The 17,726-nt window shown below is 73.5% G+C and carries 19 protein-coding genes; 10 read left to right on the top strand and 9 right to left on the bottom strand.

Features of this window, described 5'->3' with window-relative positions:
- Positions 1-28: 28 nt before the first annotated feature.
- Positions 29-766: a DUF4191 domain-containing protein gene (locus tag ACSMHG_RS01805; protein WP_435741637.1), complete on the bottom strand. Its 738-nt coding sequence runs from the start codon at positions 764-766 to the stop codon at positions 29-31.
- Positions 767-821: 55 nt separating this feature from the next.
- On the bottom strand, positions 822-1,766 hold the full coding sequence (gene lipA / locus ACSMHG_RS01800; RefSeq protein WP_435741636.1) for a lipoyl synthase: 945 nt from the start codon (positions 1,764-1,766) through the stop codon (positions 822-824).
- 61 nt (positions 1,767-1,827) lie between these two features.
- Between lipA and ACSMHG_RS01795 the strand changes: the two genes are divergently transcribed.
- Positions 1,828-2,316, top strand: a complete 489-nt coding sequence (locus tag ACSMHG_RS01795) for an SRPBCC domain-containing protein (RefSeq protein ID WP_435741635.1) — start codon at positions 1,828-1,830, stop codon at positions 2,314-2,316.
- A gap of 4 nt (positions 2,317-2,320) precedes the next feature.
- On the opposite strand, the gene ACSMHG_RS01790 is transcribed toward ACSMHG_RS01795, so the two are convergent.
- From ACSMHG_RS01790 to lpdA, 6 genes are all read right to left on the bottom strand, one after another.
- Positions 2,321-3,286, bottom strand: a complete 966-nt coding sequence (locus tag ACSMHG_RS01790) for a hypothetical protein (protein WP_435741634.1) — start codon at positions 3,284-3,286, stop codon at positions 2,321-2,323.
- Entirely contained in the window at positions 3,283-4,221 is a 939-nt protein-coding gene (locus ACSMHG_RS01785; RefSeq protein ID WP_435741633.1) for an ABC transporter ATP-binding protein, read from the bottom strand. Before ACSMHG_RS01785 ends, ACSMHG_RS01790 begins: the two co-directional genes overlap by 4 nt.
- A 56-nt stretch (positions 4,222-4,277) precedes the next feature.
- Entirely contained in the window at positions 4,278-5,018 is a 741-nt protein-coding gene (gene lipB, locus ACSMHG_RS01780; RefSeq protein ID WP_435741632.1) for a lipoyl(octanoyl) transferase LipB, read from the bottom strand.
- Positions 5,019-5,069: 51 nt separating this feature from the next.
- Entirely contained in the window at positions 5,070-5,960 is an 891-nt protein-coding gene (locus ACSMHG_RS01775; protein WP_435741631.1) for a TIGR01777 family oxidoreductase, read from the bottom strand.
- A 267-nt stretch (positions 5,961-6,227) separates the two neighbouring features.
- Positions 6,228-8,081 carry a 2-oxoglutarate dehydrogenase, E2 component, dihydrolipoamide succinyltransferase gene (gene sucB / locus ACSMHG_RS01770; protein WP_435741630.1) on the bottom strand — a complete coding sequence of 618 codons (1,854 nt, stop codon included), beginning with the start codon at positions 8,079-8,081 and terminating at the stop codon, positions 6,228-6,230.
- A gap of 37 nt (positions 8,082-8,118) precedes the next feature.
- Positions 8,119-9,540 carry a dihydrolipoyl dehydrogenase gene (gene lpdA / locus ACSMHG_RS01765; RefSeq protein ID WP_435741629.1) on the bottom strand — a complete coding sequence of 474 codons (1,422 nt, stop codon included), beginning with the start codon at positions 9,538-9,540 and terminating at the stop codon, positions 8,119-8,121.
- A 154-nt stretch (positions 9,541-9,694) separates the two neighbouring features.
- Between lpdA and ACSMHG_RS01760 the strand changes: the two genes are divergently transcribed.
- Positions 9,695-10,054 carry a hypothetical protein gene (locus ACSMHG_RS01760; protein ID WP_435741628.1) on the top strand — a complete coding sequence of 120 codons (360 nt, stop codon included), beginning with the start codon at positions 9,695-9,697 and terminating at the stop codon, positions 10,052-10,054.
- A 42-nt stretch (positions 10,055-10,096) separates the two neighbouring features.
- The gene (locus tag ACSMHG_RS01755) at positions 10,097-10,738 is read left to right on the top strand and encodes a hypothetical protein (protein WP_435741627.1); all 642 of its coding nucleotides are present in this window, start codon (positions 10,097-10,099) and stop codon (positions 10,736-10,738) included.
- 10 nt (positions 10,739-10,748) lie between these two features.
- Here the strand turns inward: ACSMHG_RS01755 and ACSMHG_RS01750 are convergent, their stop codons facing one another.
- Positions 10,749-12,251: a leucyl aminopeptidase gene (locus ACSMHG_RS01750; RefSeq protein ID WP_435741626.1), complete on the bottom strand. Its 1,503-nt coding sequence runs from the start codon at positions 12,249-12,251 to the stop codon at positions 10,749-10,751.
- A 39-nt stretch (positions 12,252-12,290) separates the two neighbouring features.
- On the opposite strand from ACSMHG_RS01750, the gene gcvT reads away from it, so the two are divergent.
- Genes gcvT through dapA form a run of 7 tightly spaced genes read left to right on the top strand, consistent with a single transcriptional unit; the run spans position 12,291 to position 17,718 of the window.
- Positions 12,291-13,403 (top strand): glycine cleavage system aminomethyltransferase GcvT, encoded by a 1,113-nt coding sequence (gcvT, locus tag ACSMHG_RS01745; protein WP_435741625.1) that lies wholly within the window; start codon positions 12,291-12,293, stop codon positions 13,401-13,403.
- Between the two features lie 10 nt (positions 13,404-13,413).
- Positions 13,414-13,671, top strand: coding sequence for a hypothetical protein (locus tag ACSMHG_RS01740; protein ID WP_435741624.1), 258 nt, complete (start codon positions 13,414-13,416; stop codon positions 13,669-13,671).
- Positions 13,668-14,501 carry a PhzF family phenazine biosynthesis protein gene (locus ACSMHG_RS01735; RefSeq protein ID WP_435741623.1) on the top strand — a complete coding sequence of 278 codons (834 nt, stop codon included), beginning with the start codon at positions 13,668-13,670 and terminating at the stop codon, positions 14,499-14,501. The genes ACSMHG_RS01740 and ACSMHG_RS01735 overlap by 4 nt, the downstream gene beginning before the upstream one ends.
- A 26-nt stretch (positions 14,502-14,527) precedes the next feature.
- Complete coding sequence (locus ACSMHG_RS01730; protein ID WP_435741622.1) at positions 14,528-15,337, top strand: thymidylate synthase; 810 nt, start codon at positions 14,528-14,530, stop codon at positions 15,335-15,337.
- On the top strand, positions 15,334-15,831 hold the full coding sequence (locus ACSMHG_RS01725; protein WP_435741621.1) for a dihydrofolate reductase: 498 nt from the start codon (positions 15,334-15,336) through the stop codon (positions 15,829-15,831). The genes ACSMHG_RS01730 and ACSMHG_RS01725 overlap by 4 nt, the downstream gene beginning before the upstream one ends.
- 5 nt (positions 15,832-15,836) lie before the next feature.
- Positions 15,837-16,796, top strand: coding sequence for an LLM class F420-dependent oxidoreductase (locus ACSMHG_RS01720; protein WP_435741620.1), 960 nt, complete (start codon positions 15,837-15,839; stop codon positions 16,794-16,796).
- Positions 16,797-16,806: 10 nt separating this feature from the next.
- On the top strand, positions 16,807-17,718 hold the full coding sequence (gene dapA, locus ACSMHG_RS01715; RefSeq protein ID WP_435741618.1) for a 4-hydroxy-tetrahydrodipicolinate synthase: 912 nt from the start codon (positions 16,807-16,809) through the stop codon (positions 17,716-17,718).
- Positions 17,719-17,726: the final 8 nt, after the last annotated feature.

Here is a 17,726-nt window from a genome sequence, read left to right as displayed (position 1 = left end):
GCGACCTGCGCGGCCCGGGCCCGCGAGCTCAGCGGCCGCGCAGGTTCCCGCGCATGCCCTTCATGGAGGTCGGGACGGGGCCCTTGGGCAGCGGGACGTTCGACCGCGTCGCGTCGAGCGCCCGCAGCCGGCTCAGCACGTCGGTGAGCTCGGCCGGCTTGACCTTGCGGCCGAGCTTCTGGACGTGCCGCACCAGCTTCGACAGCGGGACCTGGCCCTCGCCGTTGCCGCACACGACCTCGTGGATCGGCACCTCGGCGGCGACCCGCTCGTGCTTGCGGCGCTCGGTGACCAGCAGCTGGCGCACCCGGCTGGGGCTGGTGCCCTCGCCGACGAGCACGATGCCGGGCGGGCCGACCACGCGGTGGACGACGTCCTGGTTCTTGTTGAAGGCGATCACCGGGTCGGACTTCCAGCCGCGGCGCAGCATGCGCAGGGCGGCCGCTGCTGCGCCGGGCTGGCCCTCCATCTGGGCGTACGCCGCCTTCTGCGCGCGGCGGCCGAAGACCACCATCGCCGCGAGGGAGCCGAGGAGCAGCGAGCCGACGACCGCGAGGATCCAGCCGATCACCCCGTCGCCGGGCAGCACGTAGAAGAGCAGGAACCCGAGGAGGCCGGCGACGAGGCCGGCGCCGAAGGTCAGCAAGCCGACCTTCGGGTCGTTGCGCCGGGTCATCCGGTAGGTCTCGACCAATTGCTGCCGGCGGTTCATGGAGTCCGGCGACGCCGGCGTCGCGGGCTGCTTCTTCTGGGCGTCCTTGGCCATGGCGGTGGTGGTGCCTTTGCTGTCGTGCGGCGGGAGGAGCGGGCGGTGGGCCGGCTCAGGCGGTGGTGACGCCCGCGCGGGCGTCCATGGCCTGACGGTACAACCGCCCGGCCCGGTACGACGAACGCACCAGCGGACCCGAGAGCACCCCCGAGAAGCCGATCTCGTCGGCCTCGTCCTTGAGCTCCACGAACTCCTCCGGCTTGACCCACCGCTCGACCGGGTGGTGGCGCACGGACGGGCGGAGGTACTGGGTGATGGTGACGAGCTCGCAGCCGGCGTCGTGCAGGTCGCGCAGCGCCTGGCTGACCTCCTCGCGGGTCTCGCCCATGCCGAGGATGAGGTTCGACTTGGTGACCAGGCCGAAGTCCCGCGCGGCCGTCAGCACGCCCAGCGAGCGCTCGTAGCGGAAGGCGGGGCGGATCCGCTTGAAGATCCGCGGCACCGTCTCGACGTTGTGGGCGAGCACCTCGGGCCGGGACTCGAAGACCTCGGCGAGCAGGTCGGGCTTGCCGTTGAAGTCGGGGATCAGGTTCTCGACGCCGGTCCCGGGGTTGAGGTCGTGGATCGCCCGCACCGTCTCGGCGTACAGCCAGGCGCCGCCGTCGGGCAGGTCGTCGCGGGCGACGCCGGTGATCGTGGCGTAGCGCAGACCCATCGTCTGCACCGACTCGGCCACGCGGCGCGGCTCGTCGCGGTCCAGCGGCTGCGGCTTGCCGGTGTCGATCTGGCAGAAGTCGCACCGGCGGGTGCACTGGTCGCCACCGATGAGGAACGTCGCCTCGCGGTCCTCCCAGCACTCGAAGATGTTGGGGCAGCCCGCCTCCTGGCACACCGTGTGCAGCCCCTCGGACTTCACCAGGCTCTGCAGGTGCTTGTACTCCGGCCCCATCGTCGCCCGGGTCTTGATCCACTCCGGCTTGCGCTCGATCGGCGTCTCGGAGTTGCGGACCTCGAGGCGGAGGAGCTTGCGGCCTTCGGGAGCGGGAGCCTGTGTCACGCCCTTCACTGTACGCCGGGCTGGGGCAGGCACCGGACCCGGTGAGGGGCACCATGGACCCATGGCCACTCCCACGGGCAGCGTCGTCGGCGGCACCCTCGTCCTCACCCGGGTCCTCCCGCTCTCCGCCGAGGAGGCGTGGGCGGCGGTCACGGAGCCCCGGCGGCTCGAGCGCTGGATCGGCACGTGGACCGGCAACCCTGGCGACGGACGGGTGGCGTTCCGGATGACGGCCGAGGGCGACACGGCGCCGACCGAGGAGATGACGATCCGGGTCTGCGAGCCGCCGCGGCGCCTGGTGCTGGTCTCGCGCGTCGGCGACGACTGGTGGGACCTCGAGCTGGAGCTCGGGACCGCGGCCGACGGCGGCACGCTGCTGACCTTCCGCCAGCCGGGCCTCGACCCCGCGGCGGCCGAGTCGGTCGGCCCGGGCTGGGAGTACTACCTGGACCGGCTCGTGGCCGCCGAGACGGGCGGCGACGTGGCGGCGGTCGACTTCGACCGCGACTACTACCCGGCGATGGCTGCGCACTACCGCGCGCTCGGCTGAGGCCTCAGGGGACGTCGCGCCGCCGGAAGGAGACGACGGACGCGACGCCGACGCCCAGCAGCGGCACGCCGAAGTACCCGACGCCGTGCCAGGGCGAGATCTCCCGGAGGCTGTCGCACTCCGAGTTCGCCTCCACCCGCTGGGGCGCCCCGCGCCGGTAGCAGTGCTCCGGGATGTCCACGTGGTACGTCGCGCCGTTGCGGACCACCGCGGCGGCGTTCTCCTGCGGCTGCCACTGCCCGGGGATGCCCAGCGCCGCGAACAAGAAGACGCCGGCGACCCCGACGGCGAAGATCACCCCCAGCGTGGCGACGGTGCTGCGCAGCAGCATCGTCAGCGCGTAGCAGCCCAGCGCCGCCGCCGCGGCGAAGCCGGCGCCGCGGACGCCGAGGAGCAGCGAGTCGGTGAGGCCGCCGTCGACGACGACCTGGTCGCGCGAGCGGACCACCGCCCACAGTGCGAGCCAGTACGCCGTGCTGACGGCCGCGGCGACGACGAGGGACACGCCGGTGACCACCGCCGCCTTGGCCGCCCAGACCCGGCCGCGCCGTGGCCGGAAGAGGAGCTGGTTGCTCACCGAGCCGCTGTTCCAGTCGTGGCCCACGAAGGTGGTCGCCGCCAGCATCAGCAGCAGGGTGAGCACGCCCACGACCGCCGTCCCGCTGGCCCCCCGCTCCCGGGCCAGCGTGAGCGGCTGCCGGCCCGTGTGCCAGCCGAGGATCCTCTCCTCGCAGCGGTCGGCCGCACGGGCGGGGCGGACGCCGTACTGGCGGGGGTGCTTCTCGCAGCGGGCGATCTCCCGCTGGGAAGAGGCGAGGAAGCCGGCCCGCTCGCCCTCCGAGGTCGGGCGGGTGTTCCAGGCGGTGGCGATCGCGATGACGGCGGGGGCGACCACGCACCCGACCAGCAGCAGGACCACGGCCCGGCGCCAGCGCAGCCGGGTGAGCTCGACCCGCAGCAGGGACCTCATCGCGCCTCCCTCGCGGAGGTGGCGAGGTTGTCGGCGGCGGTGAGCCGGAGGAAGAACGACTCCAGGTCCGGCCGGAGCGGGGAGAGCTCGGTGAGCCACAGGTCGCCGGCGGCCAGGGCCCGGGTGATGGCGGCCGGGTCGTCGGTCTCGACGCTCAGCGACCCGTCGGCCTCGGTCGTCGCGGGCAAGCCGGCGGCCTCGAGCGCGGTGCGGGCCGCCACGACGTCGGGCACGACCACGCGGTGCGCCGTACCGCTGTCGAGCAGGTCGTCGACGTTCCCGGAGGCCAGCAGCCGGCCGTTGCCGACGATGGTGGCGGAGGTGCACACCTGCTGCACCTCGGCAAGGATGTGGGAGCTCAGCAGCACCGTCACCCCCGCGGCGCCCAGGCCCCGGATGGTCTCCCGGATCTCGCGGATGCCCGCCGGGTCCAGTCCGTTGGTGGGCTCGTCGAGGATGAGCAGGTCCGGCTCCTTGAGCAGGGTCGCGGCGATCGCGAGCCGCTGCTTCATGCCGAGCGAGTAGGACCGGTACCGGTCGCCGTCCCGGCCGGTCAGCCCGACGGTCTCGACCGCCGCGTCGACCCGGCTGGCGGGGGCGTCGATGGAGCGGGCGAGCAGCAGGAGGTTCTGCCGGCCGCTGAAGTGGGGGGAGAACTTCGGTGACTCCACCACCGCGCCCACCCGGTCGATGACCGCCGGCAGCCGGTCGGGGACCGGCTCCCCGAAGAGCCGCATCGTCCCGCGGGTCGCGGAGGCGAGCCCGAGCAGCATCCGGATCGTCGTGGTCTTCCCGGAGCCGTTCGGCCCGAGGAAGCCGTGGACGCCGCCGGCAGGGACGGAAAGGTCCAGGTCGTCGACGGCGACCCGCAGGCCGCCGCGCCGGGTGCGGAACTCCTTGCGGAGGCCGGTCGTCTCGATCACCAGGTCGGGCACCTGGTGATCGAACCAGCGTGAGCGCGCGAGCGCCCGGTGACGCGCCGGAGGGTCCTTTACTTTGGCGTGAGCACCGTGACGCGGGGCCCGTGACCCGGCTCCGGCCGCGGCTCGTAGTCGGGCGTCGCGACGTAGGGCTCCCACGACAGGTACGTCGCGAGGTGCCGCTCGACCAGCGGGAGGACGTCGCCCGTGGTCACCCGGCGGCCCAGCTCGTGGGTGAGCGTGGTGACGCCGGCGTCGGCGATGCCGCAGGGGACGAAGCGGTCGTACCACCCGAGGTCCACGTCGCAGTTGAGCGCGAACCCGTGCATGGTGACGCCCCGGCTGACCCGGATGCCGATCGCCGCGATCTTGCGCTCCGGGCGGGTGCCGGTCGCGGGGTCGTCGGCGCGCAGCCACACCCCGCTGCGACCCGGGACCCGCGCCGTCGCCACGCCGAGGTCGGCGCAGACCTGGATGAGCGCCTCCTCGACCCGGCGCACGTAGTCGACCACCTTGACGTGATCGGGGAGCGCGACGATCGGGTAGCCCACCAGCTGGCCCGGCCCGTGGAAGGTGATCTTCCCGCCGCGGTCGACGTCGATCACCTGGGCGCCCCCGGGGTCCAGCGGACGCTCGTGCGGGTCCGTGCGCTTCCCGGCCGTGTAGACCGGCGGGTGCTCCAGGAGCAGCACGGTTCCCGGCGCGGTGCCGGCGACGACCTCCGCGTGGACCTCGCGCTGGAGGTCCCACGCGGCCAGGTAGTCGACCGCGTCGGCGCCGAGGCCGACGGTGCGGAACGTCGGGGTGGTCACGCGGCCGAGCGTACTCCGCCCAGCTCCTGCCTGCTCCGGCACGGACGTGCGTCAGCGCAGCCCGGTGGCGAGCACGGCGGCGACGTCGGGGTCCTGGAACCGGAAGCCGGCCGCCTGCAGGGCCGCGGGGCGCACGTTGAGGGAGCCCAGCAGCTCCGGGGCCATCTTCCCGGCGGCCGCCCGCAGCACCGGTGCGGGGACGGGCAGGACCGCCGGCCGGTGCACCGCCCGGGCGAGCGCCCGGGTGAACTCCGCGTTCGTCGGCGGCTGCGGGCAGGTGAGGTTGACCGGCCCGCTGAGCGTGTCGTGCTCGGCGAGGAGGACGACCGCGGCGACCCAGTCGCGCAGCGAGATCATCGCCATGTGCTGGCGGCCGCTGCCCAGGCGGGCGCCGAGGCCGGCCCGGAAGAGCGGGGCGAGCACCTTGAGCGGTGCGGCCCGGCGGTCCATCACCGGCGCGGTGCGCAGGTAGCAGACGCGGGCGCCTGCGGACTCCGCCGGCAGGGCCGCGGCCTGCCACTCCCGGGTCACCTCGGTCAGCAGCGCGTGGCCGCGGCTGTCGGACGCCTCGGTCAGCACCTGCTCGCCGTGGTCGCCGTAGTAGGAGATGCCGTTGCCCGCGAGGTACGCCGGCCGCCGGGGCGACTCGGCGACGGCTCGCGCGAGCGTGCGCGTGGAGCTCACCCGGCTCTCGCGCAGCTCGCGGGCCCAGCCGGCCGAGTGCGGGTTCCCGAGCGTGGGGGAGCCGGCGAGGTTGACGACCACGTCGGCCGCGTCGACGGCGTCACGGTCGTAGGTGCCGGCTGCCGGGTCCCACGCCGCCTCGTCCGCGGCCTCCGGCGCCCGGCGTACCAGCCTGGTGACCTGGTGGCCGCCGGCGCGGAGCGCCTCGACCAGGTGGCTGCCGAGGAAGCCGGACGAGCCGGCGATCACGATCCGCATGCCACGAGCCTGCCACGCCGGTCGAGTCGGGACCCCGAACCGTCGAGTCGGGACTTCGCACGGTCGAGTCGGGACCCCGAACGGTCGAATCGCCGGAATGAACCGTCACACCCCCCGACTCGACGGTCACAACCCCCGACTCGACCGTCACAACCCCCCGACTCGACCGTCACCACCCCCGACTCGACGGTCACCACCCCCGACTCGACGCGACGAGGGCCCGCGACCGGTCGGTCGCGGGCCCTGCGTGCGTGCGGGAAGGCGGGGTCAGACCTCGAACTGCCCGGCCTCCAGGCGCTTCTTGACGTCCTGGAGGAAGCGGCCGGCGTCCGCACCGTCGACCAGACGGTGGTCGTAGGTGAGGGCGAGGTAGACCATGTGGCGCACCGCGATCGTCTCGCCGAGGTTCGGGTCGTCGATCACGACCGGACGCTTCACGACGGCGCCCGGGCCGAGGATCGCGACCTGCGGCTTGTTGATGATCGGGGTGTCCCACAGGGCGCCCACGCTGCCGAGGTTGGTGATGGTGAAGGTGCCACCGGAGAGCTCGTCGGGCCCGATCTTGTTCGTCCTGGTCCGCTCGGCGACGTCGGCGATCTTCTTCGCCAGCCCGGCGATCGAGAGGTCACCCGCGTCCTTGACGACCGGGGTGATGAGGCCCTTCTCGGTGTCCACGGCGATCGCGAGGTTCTCGCGGTCGTAGTAGGTGATCTCCCCGGCCTCGGTGTCGATCCCCGCGTTGAGCTTCGGGTGCTGCTTCAGCGCGTCGATCGCCGCCTTGGCGAAGAACGGAAGGTACGACAGCTTGACGCCCTCGCGTGCCAGGAAGTCACCCTTCGCCGCATCCCGTAGGCGGGCGATGTTGGTGACGTCGACCTCGATGACCTGCGTGAGCTGGGCCGAGGTCTGCAGCGAGTCGACCATCCGCTCGGCGATGATCTTGCGCAGCCGGCTGATCTTCTCCGTGGTGCCGCGCAGCGGGCTCGGCGTCGTCGACGGCGCGCTCGACTGGCTGGCTGCGGGGGCCTGCTGGTTGCTCGGCTGAGCGGGGGCAGCCGGGGCCTGCTTGGCCTTTGCCGCGTCCAGGACGTCCTGCTTGCGGATCCGCCCGCCCACGCCGGTGCCCTCGACCGTCGACAGGTCGACGTCGTGCTGGGCGGCGAGCTTGCGCACCAGCGGCGTGACGTACCCCGAACCGTCCGGGGCCTTCTCCGAGCGGGCCTGCTCCTGGTCGCCGCTGCTGCCCTGGCTGCGCTCGCCGGTGCCGGGGGACTGGGAGCTCGGCGCCGGCGCGGTTTCCTCGGCCGGCTCGTGGTCCTTCTCGGGCTCGGGCTGCTCGGTGCGGGCCTCGCCCTGCTCGGTCGGCTGGCTCGGCTTGGTCTCCTCCTGGGCCGGGCTGGGCTCGGCCGGAGCCTCCTCCTGCTTCTGGGGAGCGGCGCCCTTGTCGCCGATCACGGCGAGCTCGGCGCCGACCTCGACAGTCTCGTCCTCGTCGGCCTTGATCTCGAGCAGGGTGCCGGCGACCGGCGAGGGGATCTCGGTGTCGACCTTGTCGGTGGAGACCTCGAGCAGCGGCTCGTCGACCGCCACCTCGTCGCCGACCGACTTCAGCCAGCGGGTGACGGTGCCCTCGGTGACCGACTCGCCCAGCGCGGGGAGCGTGACCGGCGTGCCGGAGCCGCCACCGGACGAGGACCCGCCCTGGTCGCCCGACTGCTCGGCGGCCGGCTGCTTCTCGGCCTCGGGGGTCTCGTCGCCCGGGGGCAGCGAGCCCGTCTCCTCGACGGCCTCCTGCTCCTGCTCGGCCTTCTTCTCGGCCTGCTCCTCGTCCTTCGGCTGCGCCTCCGGCTCCGCGGAGCCCGACGCGTCGCCGCTCGACTCGCCCTCGTCGCCGATCAGCGCGAGCACGCCGCCGACCTCGACGGTGTCGTCCTCCTCGGCCTTGATCTCGAGCAGGGTGCCGGCGACCGGCGAGGGGATCTCGGTGTCGACCTTGTCGGTGGAGACCTCGAGCAGCGGCTCGTCGACGGCGACCGAGTCACCCACCTGCTTCAGCCAGCGGGTGACGGTGCCTTCGGTGACGGACTCCCCGAGGGCCGGGAGGTTGACTTCGGTGGCCATGAGTTCCTTCGCGCTCTCTTCGTGTGGGCTTCGTGGATCAGGAATGTGCGTGGAGTGGCTTGCCGGCGAGGGCCAGGTGGGCCTCGCCGAGCGCCTCGTTCTGGGTGGGATGGGCGTGGACGAGCGGTGCGACGTCCTCCGGGTACCCCTCCCAGCCGTGGATGAGCTGTGCTTCGCCGATCAGCTCGCCGACGCGGTCGCCGACCATGTGCACGCCGACGACCGGGCCGTCCTTGCGGCGGACCAGCTTGACGAACCCTGCGGTCTTGAGGATCTGGCTCTTGCCGTTGCCGGCGAGGTCGTAGGTGAGCGACTCGACGGCGTCGGCGCCGTACTGCTCGACGGCCGTGCGCTCGTCGATGCCCACGGAGGCGACCTCGGGGCGGGAGTAGGTCACCCGGGGGATCGCGGTCTCGTCCACCGGCTGCGGGCCCAGGCCGGCGATGTCCTCCGCCACGAAGATCCCCTGCTGGAAGCCGCGGTGGGCCAGCTGCAGCCCGGGCACGATGTCGCCGACGGCGTACACGCCCTCGACGTTCGTGCGGCACCGCTCGTCGGTGCGGACGAAGCCGCGGTCCAGGGCGATCCCCTGCTCCTCGTACCCGAGTCCGTCGGTGACCGGACCGCGGCCGACCGCGACCAGCAGCAGCTCGGCCTCGACGACGTCGTGGCCGCCGTCGCCGGTCTCGACGGTCACCGCGACGCCGTCGTCGGTGTGTGCCACCGACTGGAACCGGGTGCCGGTGCGGAACGCGATGCCCCGCTTGCGGAACGCGCGCTCGAGTGCCTTGGAGGACGCCTCGTCCACCGCGGCGACCAGCCGGGGGAGCGCCTCGACGATGGTGACGTCGGCGCCGAAGCTGCGCCACGCGCTCGCGAACTCGCAGCCGATGACACCGCCGCCGAGCACCACGACCGAGCGCGGCACCCGGTCCAGGCGCAGCGCGTGCTCGGAGGTGAGCACGCGCTCGCCGTCGACCTCCAGGCCGGGGAGCGTGCGGGAGAAGGAGCCGGAGGCGAGCACGACGTGCCGGCCGGTGTAGGTCTTCTCGGAGGTGTCCTCGCTGCTCGGGGTGGTCGGGGCGACCGTCACCTGGCGGGGTCCGGTGAGTCGGCCCTCGCCCTCGATGACCTCGATGCCGCGGGAGGAGACCAGGCCGGTGAGACCCTTGAAGAGCCGGGAGACGACCCCGTCCCTGTAGCTGTTGACGCCGGCCATGTCGACGCCCTCGAGGGTGGCGCGGACGCCGAACTGCTCCGCCTCCCGCGCCGAGTCGGCGACCTCGGCCGCGTGCAGGAGAGCCTTGGTGGGGATGCAGCCGATGTGGAGGCAGGTGCCGCCGACCTTGCCCTTCTCGACGAGCCCGACGCTGAGGCCGAGCTGGGCCGCGCGGAGCGCGCAGGCATAGCCGCCGGACCCTGCGCCGAGAATGAGCACGTCGTAGTCGGCTTCGGCCACCGTGGTCCTTCCGTGTCGGGCCCTGTCGGTCGTCCTGTGGCTGTCCTCAGGGGCTGCCGTGGCTGACCCGGATCGCGGGTCGGCGCGCGACCATCCTTGCACTTCTTCCGGGCGTGTCCACACCGGGTCGGGCGGGGACGGGCAGACTTGACCCATGGCATGGACCGACCGATTCCGACGCGGCCCGCGGATGCGCAAGCCCGCGGGCGACGGCTACCGCACCGGCTCGACGCAGGTGCGTGCGTCGGACAAGGTGGACGAGACGCATCTGCACAGCTGGGTCCAGGCGCGCCGAGGCGTCGAGGGGTTCGTCGAGCCGCGCACCGCGGTCAGCGACGTGACCCTGCTCCTGGTGGCCCACGACGGCGAGTGGACCCGCCGCCGGGTCCCGTCGGTCCAGTGGGCGCACCAGTTCTGCAACACCTACCAGGTGCCGTCGTACGACGCCGCCGTCGTCGGCATCCCGCAGCGGATGCGCGACTACAACCGAAGGCGCAAGCAGCAGGGGCTGTAACCCGGAGGGAACCTCCGCGGCGTTCCTGGCGTCACACGTCGCGTGAGTGCACTCCAGCGGTCCCTCCCTGCCCTGCTCCTGGCCCTGGGGGCGCTCGCCGCGTGCGGGGCGGGCGGCGACCCATCAGCGGAGGTCGCCACCGCCCCGACGGACCCGACCGATCCGACGGAGCTGGCCGCCCACGACGGGGAACCGTGCCCCGAGGAGCTGCCCCAGGCGAGCGAGGAGACCCACGGCTCCGGCACCGACGCGCCGGCCACGGAGCGACCTTCCCTGCCGACCGCCGACGAGGCCTGGGTCTGCTCCTACGGCAGCGAGACGACGCACCGGCGCGGGGACGGGGACGCCGTCGTGCGGTGGCAGCGGAGGGCCGAGCCGGTCGTGCTCCCGACGAGACGGCTCGACCGGGTGCAGACCGCCCTCGCCGGCCTCGAACCACCGCCGGCGGGCGAGGGTCGCGCGTGCACCGCTGACTTCGGTCCGCGGTGGCTGCTCGTGCTGAGCGACGACGGCGACCTCACCGGCGTGGTGGTGGACGACTACGGCTGCCACGACGTCCGGCTGACGCCCGACCCCCACACCGTCGTACCGGGGCAGGCGGAGGGCGACGGTGTGGTCGCGGGGGTCCTGGACGGTGGTGTCGCCGTGCTCGACGCCCTCGGCGTCGGGCGACCGCTGCGCTGATCCGCTGGGCTCAGCCCTTGGCGGCCAGGGCCCGCGCGTAGTCGATCAGCGTGGCGACCGCGACGCCGGTGCCGCCGGAGGTCACGTGACCGGACGGCCCGCCGGAGCTGAACGACGGGCCGGCGATGTCGAGGTGGGCCCAGGGGAGCCCGGCGGTGAACTCGCGCAGGAACGCCGCGGCGTACAGGCCGCCGCCCCAGCGGATCCAGTCGTGCTGGGCCAGGTCGGCGATCTTGCTGGACCGGATCCGCTCGGACATGTGCTCGGGGATCGGCATCGGCCAGAACTCCTCGCCGGCCTCGAGCGCGGCGTCGAGCACGTCCTGGACGACGGCCTCGGAGCCCATGACGCCGGCGACCTTGTCGCCGAGCGCGACGACCATGTGGCCGGTCAGGGTCGCGACGTCGAGGAGGGTGTCGGGCTGCTGCTCGGTCGCGCGGACCATGGCGTCGGCCAGCACCAGCCGGCCCTCGGCGTCGGTGTTGAGGATCTCGACGGTCGTGCCGCCGTACATCGTCAGCACGTCGCCGGGCCGGGTGGCGTTGCCGGAGATCATGTTCTCGGCCATCGGCACGAACGTGCTCACCCGGATCGGGAGGCCGAGCCGCGCGATGGCCAGCGTCGCCTGCACGACCGCCGCCGCGCCGGCCATGTCGGACTTCATCTCGTGCATGCTCTGCGCCGGCTTGATCGAGAGCCCGCCGGAGTCGAAGGTGATGCCCTTGCCCACGAGGGCCAGGTGGTGCTTGGCGCCTCGCGGGGCGTAGCTCAGCTCCACCAGCCGCGGCGGCGCGTCGGACCCGGCGCCGACGCCGAGGATGCCGCCGCAGCCGAGCTCCGCGAGGCTGTGCTCGTCGTGGACGGTGAGCCCGATCTTCGGGGCGCCGCGGCCCTTGGTGACCTCCTTGGTCGCGGCGACGACCGCGTCGGCGAAGGCCGGCGGCCGGAGGTCCCCGGGAGGGGTGTTGACCCAGTCGCGGGTGACGGCGACAGCGTCGGCGACGACCTGGGCCTCCTCGAACGCCGCGGTGGCGTCCTTGCGGCGCGCGGCGGGGCTGAGGACGACGACCTCGGCCGGCGCGGAGTCCTTCGACTCCTTCTTGTACGCCGTGAACGCGTAGCCGCCGAGCCGGTGGCCCTCGACCACGGCGCGGACCAGCTCGGGGGTCCCGGCCGGCAGGCCCAGGGCGACCGAGGCGGCATTGGTGGCGGAGCGGGCCGCGGCGCCCGCGGCGCGGCGTACGGCGGCCGGTGTGGCCTCCTTGCCGAGCCCGACGAGGACCAGCAGCGGGGAGCCGATCACGCCTGCGGTGGGCGCCTTGACGACCTCGCCGGCCTTGCCGGTCACGCCGAGGGTGGCGAGCAGCGGGCGGAGCTTGCGCCCGTAGGCCTTGGCGACGTCCGACCCCCCGTCGGCCAGCTCGGGCCCGTCGGCACCCTGCAGGACACCGACCACCACCACGTCGGTCTTGGTCTTGGCAGGGCTGGCGTTGCGCAGGGTGTACGAGGTCATCCGGGCAGGATAGTCGGGGCGCTGTTGTAGGTTCCGGACATGGCCGAGGACCCCCGTCTGCTGCGCTCGCCGCTGCACGAGCGCCACGAGGCGCTCGGCGCCAAGATGGCCGAGTTCGGCGGCTGGACCATGCCCCTGGAGTACGCCGCGGGCACCGTCAAGGAGCACACCGCGGTCCGCGAGGCGGTGGGCGTCTTCGACGTCAGCCACCTCGGGAAGGCGGTCGTCGCCGGGCCCGGGGCCGCCGACCACGTCAACGCCACGCTCACCAACGACCTGGGCCGGATCACTCCCGGCCGCGCGCAGTACACGCTCTGCTGCGACGAGCGGTCCGGGGGCATCGTCGACGACCTCATCGCCTACCTCCACGCCGACGACCACGTCCTGCTGGTCCCGAACGCCGCCAACACCGCCGAGGTGGTGCGCCGGCTGCAGGCGGACGCCCCCGACGGCGTCGTCGTCGAGGAGCAGCACCGCGAGCACGCGGTGCTCGCCGTGCAGGGTCCCGCCTCCGACGAGGTGCTGGCCGGCGTCGGCCTGCCGGTCGGCCACGAGTACATGTCGTTCGTCGTCGCGCCGTTCGCCGGCGCCGACGTCGTCGTCTGCCGCACCGGCTACACCGGCGAGCGCGGCTACGAGCTGATCGCCCCGGCCGACGCCGCAGTCGCCTTGTGGGACGCCCTGCTCGAGGTCGGCGAGCCGCACGGCGTGCTGCCCTGCGGGCTCGGCGCCCGCGACACCCTCCGGACGGAGATGGGTTACCCCCTGCACGGCCAGGACATCTCCCTCGACGTCACCCCGAACGAGGCCCGGCTCGGCTGGGCCGTGGGCTGGGGCAAGGAGAGCTTCTGGGGCAAGGAGGTGCTGGCGGCCGAGCGCGAGGAGGGGCCCAAGCGCGTGCTCCGCGGCCTCGTCGCCACCGGCCGGGGGATCCCCAGGCCGCACATGAGCGTCTCGCTGACCCCCGACGTCCTGCTCGGAGAGGTCACCTCCGGCACGTTCTCGCCCACCCTCCGCAAGGGCATCGGCATGGCCCTGGTGCCGTCGTTCGTCGCGCCCGACGCGGAGGTCGGGGTCGACGTCCGCGGCCGCCGCGAGATCTTCCAGCTGACCAAGCCCCCGTTCGTCCAGACCTCCGTCCGCGGCGGTTGAGGAGACACCTGTGAACCTGCCCGAGCAGCCTGCGACCTTCCGACCGCCGAACCCGACCGAGCGCCCCTGGTGGTGGCAGCTCGAGGACGCCTCCGGCGAGGTCGTCACCGTGACCGGTGAGCTCGCGGACCAGCGGTTCGGCAACCAGGCGGACGCCGAGTCGTGGGTCGGCGAGATCTGGGCGGAGCTCGCGGCCCAGGGGGTCGACCAGGTGACGCTCTTCGAGCTCGACCGGCGGGTCTACGGCCCCATGTCGCTGCACCCGTGAGCGTGCGACCGCTCCGCCAGGTCGACGTCTTCTCCGCCGAGCCGCTGCTGGGCAACCCGGTGGCGGTGGTGCACGACGCCGACGGACTCACCGACGAGCAGATGGCCGCGTTCGCCCGCTGGACGAACCTCTCGGAGACGACGTTCCTCCTCGCGCCGACGACGGCTGGGGCGGACTACCGGCTGCGGATCTTCACCCCGGGCGGCGAGCTGCCCTTCGCCGGTCACCCCACCCTCGGCAGCGCCCACGCCTGGCTCGAGGCGGGCGGCACGCCGGCCGCGGCCGACCTGGTGCAGGAGTGCGGAGCCGGGCTGGTGACGGTCCGTCGAACCGCTGAGGGGCGGCTCGCCTTCGCCGGCCCGCCGCTCGTCCGGTCCGGCCCGGTCTCGGACCACGACCTCGGCCGGCTCTGCCGGGCGCTGCGGATCGAGCGCGACGACGTGGTGGACGCGGCCTGGGTCGACAACGGCCCGGGCTGGGTCGCAGCGCTGCTGCGCGACGCGGAGGCCGTGCTCGCCGTACGCCCCGACCCCGGCGCCTTCGACGGGCTCGACATCGGCATCGCCGGCCTGCACCCGGCCGGGTCCGAGGTCGCCGTCGAGGTCCGCGGCTTCGTCCCGGAGCTCGGGGTCGGGGAGGACCCGGTCACCGGCAGCCTGAACGCCGGCATCGCGGCGTGGCTCGTCGGCGACCGGCTGCCCTCGTCGTACGTCGCCTCCCAGGGCACCGTGCTCGGGCGGCGGGGGCGCGTCCACGTCAGCGTCGAGGACGGCACGGTCTGGGTGGCCGGCGACACCCGCACGACGATCCGCGGCGAGATGGTCCTGTGACCGGCCGGAGGAACTAGGGTCGCCCCGTGCAGCAGTACCTCGATCTCCTCCAGCGCGTCCTCGACGAGGGCGTGGAGAAGGGCGACCGCACCGGGACCGGCACGCTGAGCGTCTTCGGCCACCAGATGCGCTTCGACATCTCCGCCGGCTTCCCGCTGGTCACCACCAAGAAGGTCCACACCCGCTCGGTCTTCGGCGAGCTGCTGTGGTTCCTGCGCGGCGACACCAACGTGAAGTGGTTGCAGGACCGGGGCATCACGATCTGGGACGAGTGGGCCGACGAGAACGGCGACCTCGGCCCCGTCTACGGCCACCAGTGGCGCTCCTGGCCGACGCCCGACGGCCGCACCGTCGACCAGCTCGCCCAGGTCGTCGAGGCGATCCGCCGCGACCCCGACTCCCGCCGGCACGTCGTCTCGGCGTGGAACGTCGCCGACGTCCCGGACATGGCGCTCGCGCCCTGCCACGCGCTCTTCCAGTTCCACGTCGCGCCCACGCCGTCCGGACGCGGCCGGCTCTCCTGCCAGCTCTACCAGCGCTCGGGCGACGTCTTCCTGGGCGTGCCGTTCAACATCGCCTCCTACGCGCTGCTGACCCACATGGTCGCCCAGGTCACCGACCTCGAGGTCGGCGACTTCGTGCACACCCTCGGCGACGCGCACCTCTACCTCAACCACCTCGACCAGGCCCGGCTCCAGCTGACCCGCGAGCCGCGGCCGCTGCCCCGCCTGGTCCTCGACCCCACGGTCACCGAGATCGACGGCTTCGACCTCGAGCACATCGCGGTCGAGGGCTACGACCCGCACCCCGGCATCAAGGCGCCGATCGCCGTATGACGCCCGCTGGCAGGCGGGTGGTTCATGTCGCCGCGGTGGCCCGCAACGGCGTCATCGGCCACGGGCCCGACATCCCCTGGCGGATCCCCGGTGAGCAGCGGCGGTTCAAGGAGCTCACCTGGGGCCACGTGCTGCTGATGGGCCGGACGACCTACGACTCCATCGGCCGGCCGCTCCCGGGGCGCACCACCGTCGTGCTCACCCGCGACGAGGCCTGGTCGGCCGACGGCGTCCTGGTCGCCCACGACCTCGACGAGGCGCTTGCGCTGGCCGACGCCCACGAGGACCCCGCGGCGCAGCTGATGGTCGCCGGTGGCGCGCAGGTCTACGCCGCGACGTTCCCGGTCGCCGACGAGCAGCTCATCTCCGAGGTGCACCTCGAGCCCGAGGGTGACGTGCACTACCCGGCGTTCGACCGGGGCGCTTGGCGGGAGGTCTCCCGCGAGCCGGCCGAGGGGTACGACGTGGTGCGTTGGGAGCGACTGGCAGGCTGAGGTCCATGGAGCTGCGTGTCTTCACCGAACCCCAGCAGGGCGCGACGTACGACGACCTCCTCGCGGTGGCGCTGACCGCCGAGGAGCTCGGCTTCGGGGCGTTCTTCCGCTCCGACCACTACCTGGCGATGGGCGGGGACGGGCTGCCCGGGCCGAGCGACGCGTGGATCACGCTCGCCGGCCTGGCGCGCGACACGACCACGATCCGGCTCGGCACGATGATGACGAGCGCGACCTTCCGGCACCCCGGCCCGCTGGCCATCGGCGTGGCGAACGTCGACCGGATGAGCGGCGGCCGCGTCGAGCTGGGGATCGGCGCGGGCTGGTTCGAGGCCGAGCACACGGCGTACGGCATCCCCTTCCCCTCGACCGGTGAGCGCTTCGACCGGTTCGAGGAGCAGCTCGAGATCATCACCGGGCTCTGGTCGACCCCGGTGGGGGAGCGGTTCGGCTTCGAGGGCGAGCACCACCGGGTCGCCGACAGCCCCGCCCTGCCGAAGCCCGAGCAGGCCGACGGGCACCGCGGCGGGCCCCCGGTCCTCATCGGCGGGGTCGGCAAGAAGCGCACGCCGGCCCTGGCGGCGCGGTACGCCGACGAGTTCAACCTGCCCTTCGTCGACGAGGCGACCACCGAGGCGCAGTTCGCCCGCGTGCGCCGGGCCTGCGAGGAGGTGGACCGCGACCCCGCGACGATGCGGTGGTCGAACGCGCTGGTCCTCTGCGTCGGCGAGGACGAGGCCGAGATCGAGCGCCGGGCCGACGCCATCGGCCGCGAGAAGGCCGAGCTGCGCGAGAATGGCCTGGCCGGCACGCCCGAGGAGGTGCTCGACAAGCTCGGCCGGTACGCCGCGCTGGGCGCGGAGCGCGTCTACCTCCAGGTGCTCGACCTGTCCGACCTCGACCACCTGCGCCTCGTGGCGCGCGAGGTGATGCCGCAGGCGGGTGACCTGCAGGCCGGGCGATAGCCTGACCCTCATGAATGCCTCGGCGACCTCCGCCCCCGCTGCGCCGTTCGGTCGTGTCCTCACCGCCATGGCCACGGCCTTCACGGAGGACGGTGCGCTCGACCTCGAGGCGACCGCACGGATCGCCACCCACCTCGTCGACCACGGCCACGACGGCCTCGTCGTGTCGGGGACCACGGGGGAGTCGGCCACCACGACGCCCGACGAGGACGGCGAGATCCTGGCGGCCGTCAAGGACGCCGTCGGTGACCGGGCCGTCCTCCTGGCCGGCGTCGGCACCAACGACACCCGCACCTCGATCGCCCTCGCGCAGCAGGCTCGCAAGAACGGCGCCGACGGCGTGCTGCTCGTGACGCCGTACTACAACAAGCCCGGCCAGCGCGGCGTGCTCGAGCACTTCCGTCAGGTCGTCGACGCCGCCGAGCTGCCCGTCATGCTCTACGACGTGCCCGGCCGCACGGGCACCACCATCGCGCTCGAGACCTACGAGCAGGCCGCTGCCTGGGAGCCGGTCGTCGCGGTCAAGGACGCCGTCGGCGACTTCGCCCGCGGCGTGCGGCTGCAGCAGCTGGGCTACGCCGTCTACTCCGGCGACGACGTCGCCAACCTCGCCTGGTTGGCGCACGGCGCCGCCGGCTTCGTCAGCGTCGTCGGGCACGCGGCGGGCGACCAGCTGCGCGCGATGCACGACGCCTACACGGGCGGCGACCACGCTGCCGCCCTCAAGATCTTCACGCGGATGCTCCCCGCGATCGACGCCGTGATGGGCGTCCCCAACTACGGAGCGACCACCGCCAAGGCAGCACTCCAGCTCCTCGGCGTCCTCGACAACCGGCGTGTCCGCTCACCCCTGGTGGAGCTGGACGACGCCGAGCTCGCAGCCCTGCGCGCCGGGCTCGACGCCGCTGGACTACTCACGTAAGGAACCCA

Origin of the sequence: Nocardioides ureilyticus (assembly GCF_051280745.1) — a bacterium.
Taxonomy (GTDB): Bacteria; Actinomycetota; Actinomycetes; order Propionibacteriales; family Nocardioidaceae; genus Nocardioides.
Note: the sequence above shows the minus strand (reverse complement) of the source record. Positions and strands in the feature narration are given on the sequence as shown.

Bases quoted from the DNA above. Each gene is read 5' to 3' on its own strand.
- ACSMHG_RS01805 (WP_435741637.1), bottom strand. From the start codon at position 766: ATGGCCAAGGACGCCCAGAAGAAGCAGCCCGCGACGCCGGCGTCGCCG.
- ACSMHG_RS01795 (WP_435741635.1), top strand. From the start codon at position 1,828: ATGGCCACTCCCACGGGCAGCGTCGTCGGCGGCACCCTCGTCCTCACC.
- ACSMHG_RS01790 (WP_435741634.1), bottom strand. From the start codon at position 3,286: ATGAGGTCCCTGCTGCGGGTCGAGCTCACCCGGCTGCGCTGGCGCCGG.
- ACSMHG_RS01775 (WP_435741631.1), bottom strand. From the start codon at position 5,960: ATGCGGATCGTGATCGCCGGCTCGTCCGGCTTCCTCGGCAGCCACCTG.
- sucB (WP_435741630.1), bottom strand. From the start codon at position 8,081: ATGGCCACCGAAGTCAACCTCCCGGCCCTCGGGGAGTCCGTCACCGAA.
- ACSMHG_RS01760 (WP_435741628.1), top strand. From the start codon at position 9,695: ATGGCATGGACCGACCGATTCCGACGCGGCCCGCGGATGCGCAAGCCC.
- ACSMHG_RS01750 (WP_435741626.1), bottom strand. From the start codon at position 12,251: ATGACCTCGTACACCCTGCGCAACGCCAGCCCTGCCAAGACCAAGACC.
- gcvT (WP_435741625.1), top strand. From the start codon at position 12,291: ATGGCCGAGGACCCCCGTCTGCTGCGCTCGCCGCTGCACGAGCGCCAC.
- ACSMHG_RS01725 (WP_435741621.1), top strand. From the start codon at position 15,334: ATGACGCCCGCTGGCAGGCGGGTGGTTCATGTCGCCGCGGTGGCCCGC.
- ACSMHG_RS01720 (WP_435741620.1), top strand. From the start codon at position 15,837: ATGGAGCTGCGTGTCTTCACCGAACCCCAGCAGGGCGCGACGTACGAC.
- dapA (WP_435741618.1), top strand. From the start codon at position 16,807: ATGAATGCCTCGGCGACCTCCGCCCCCGCTGCGCCGTTCGGTCGTGTC.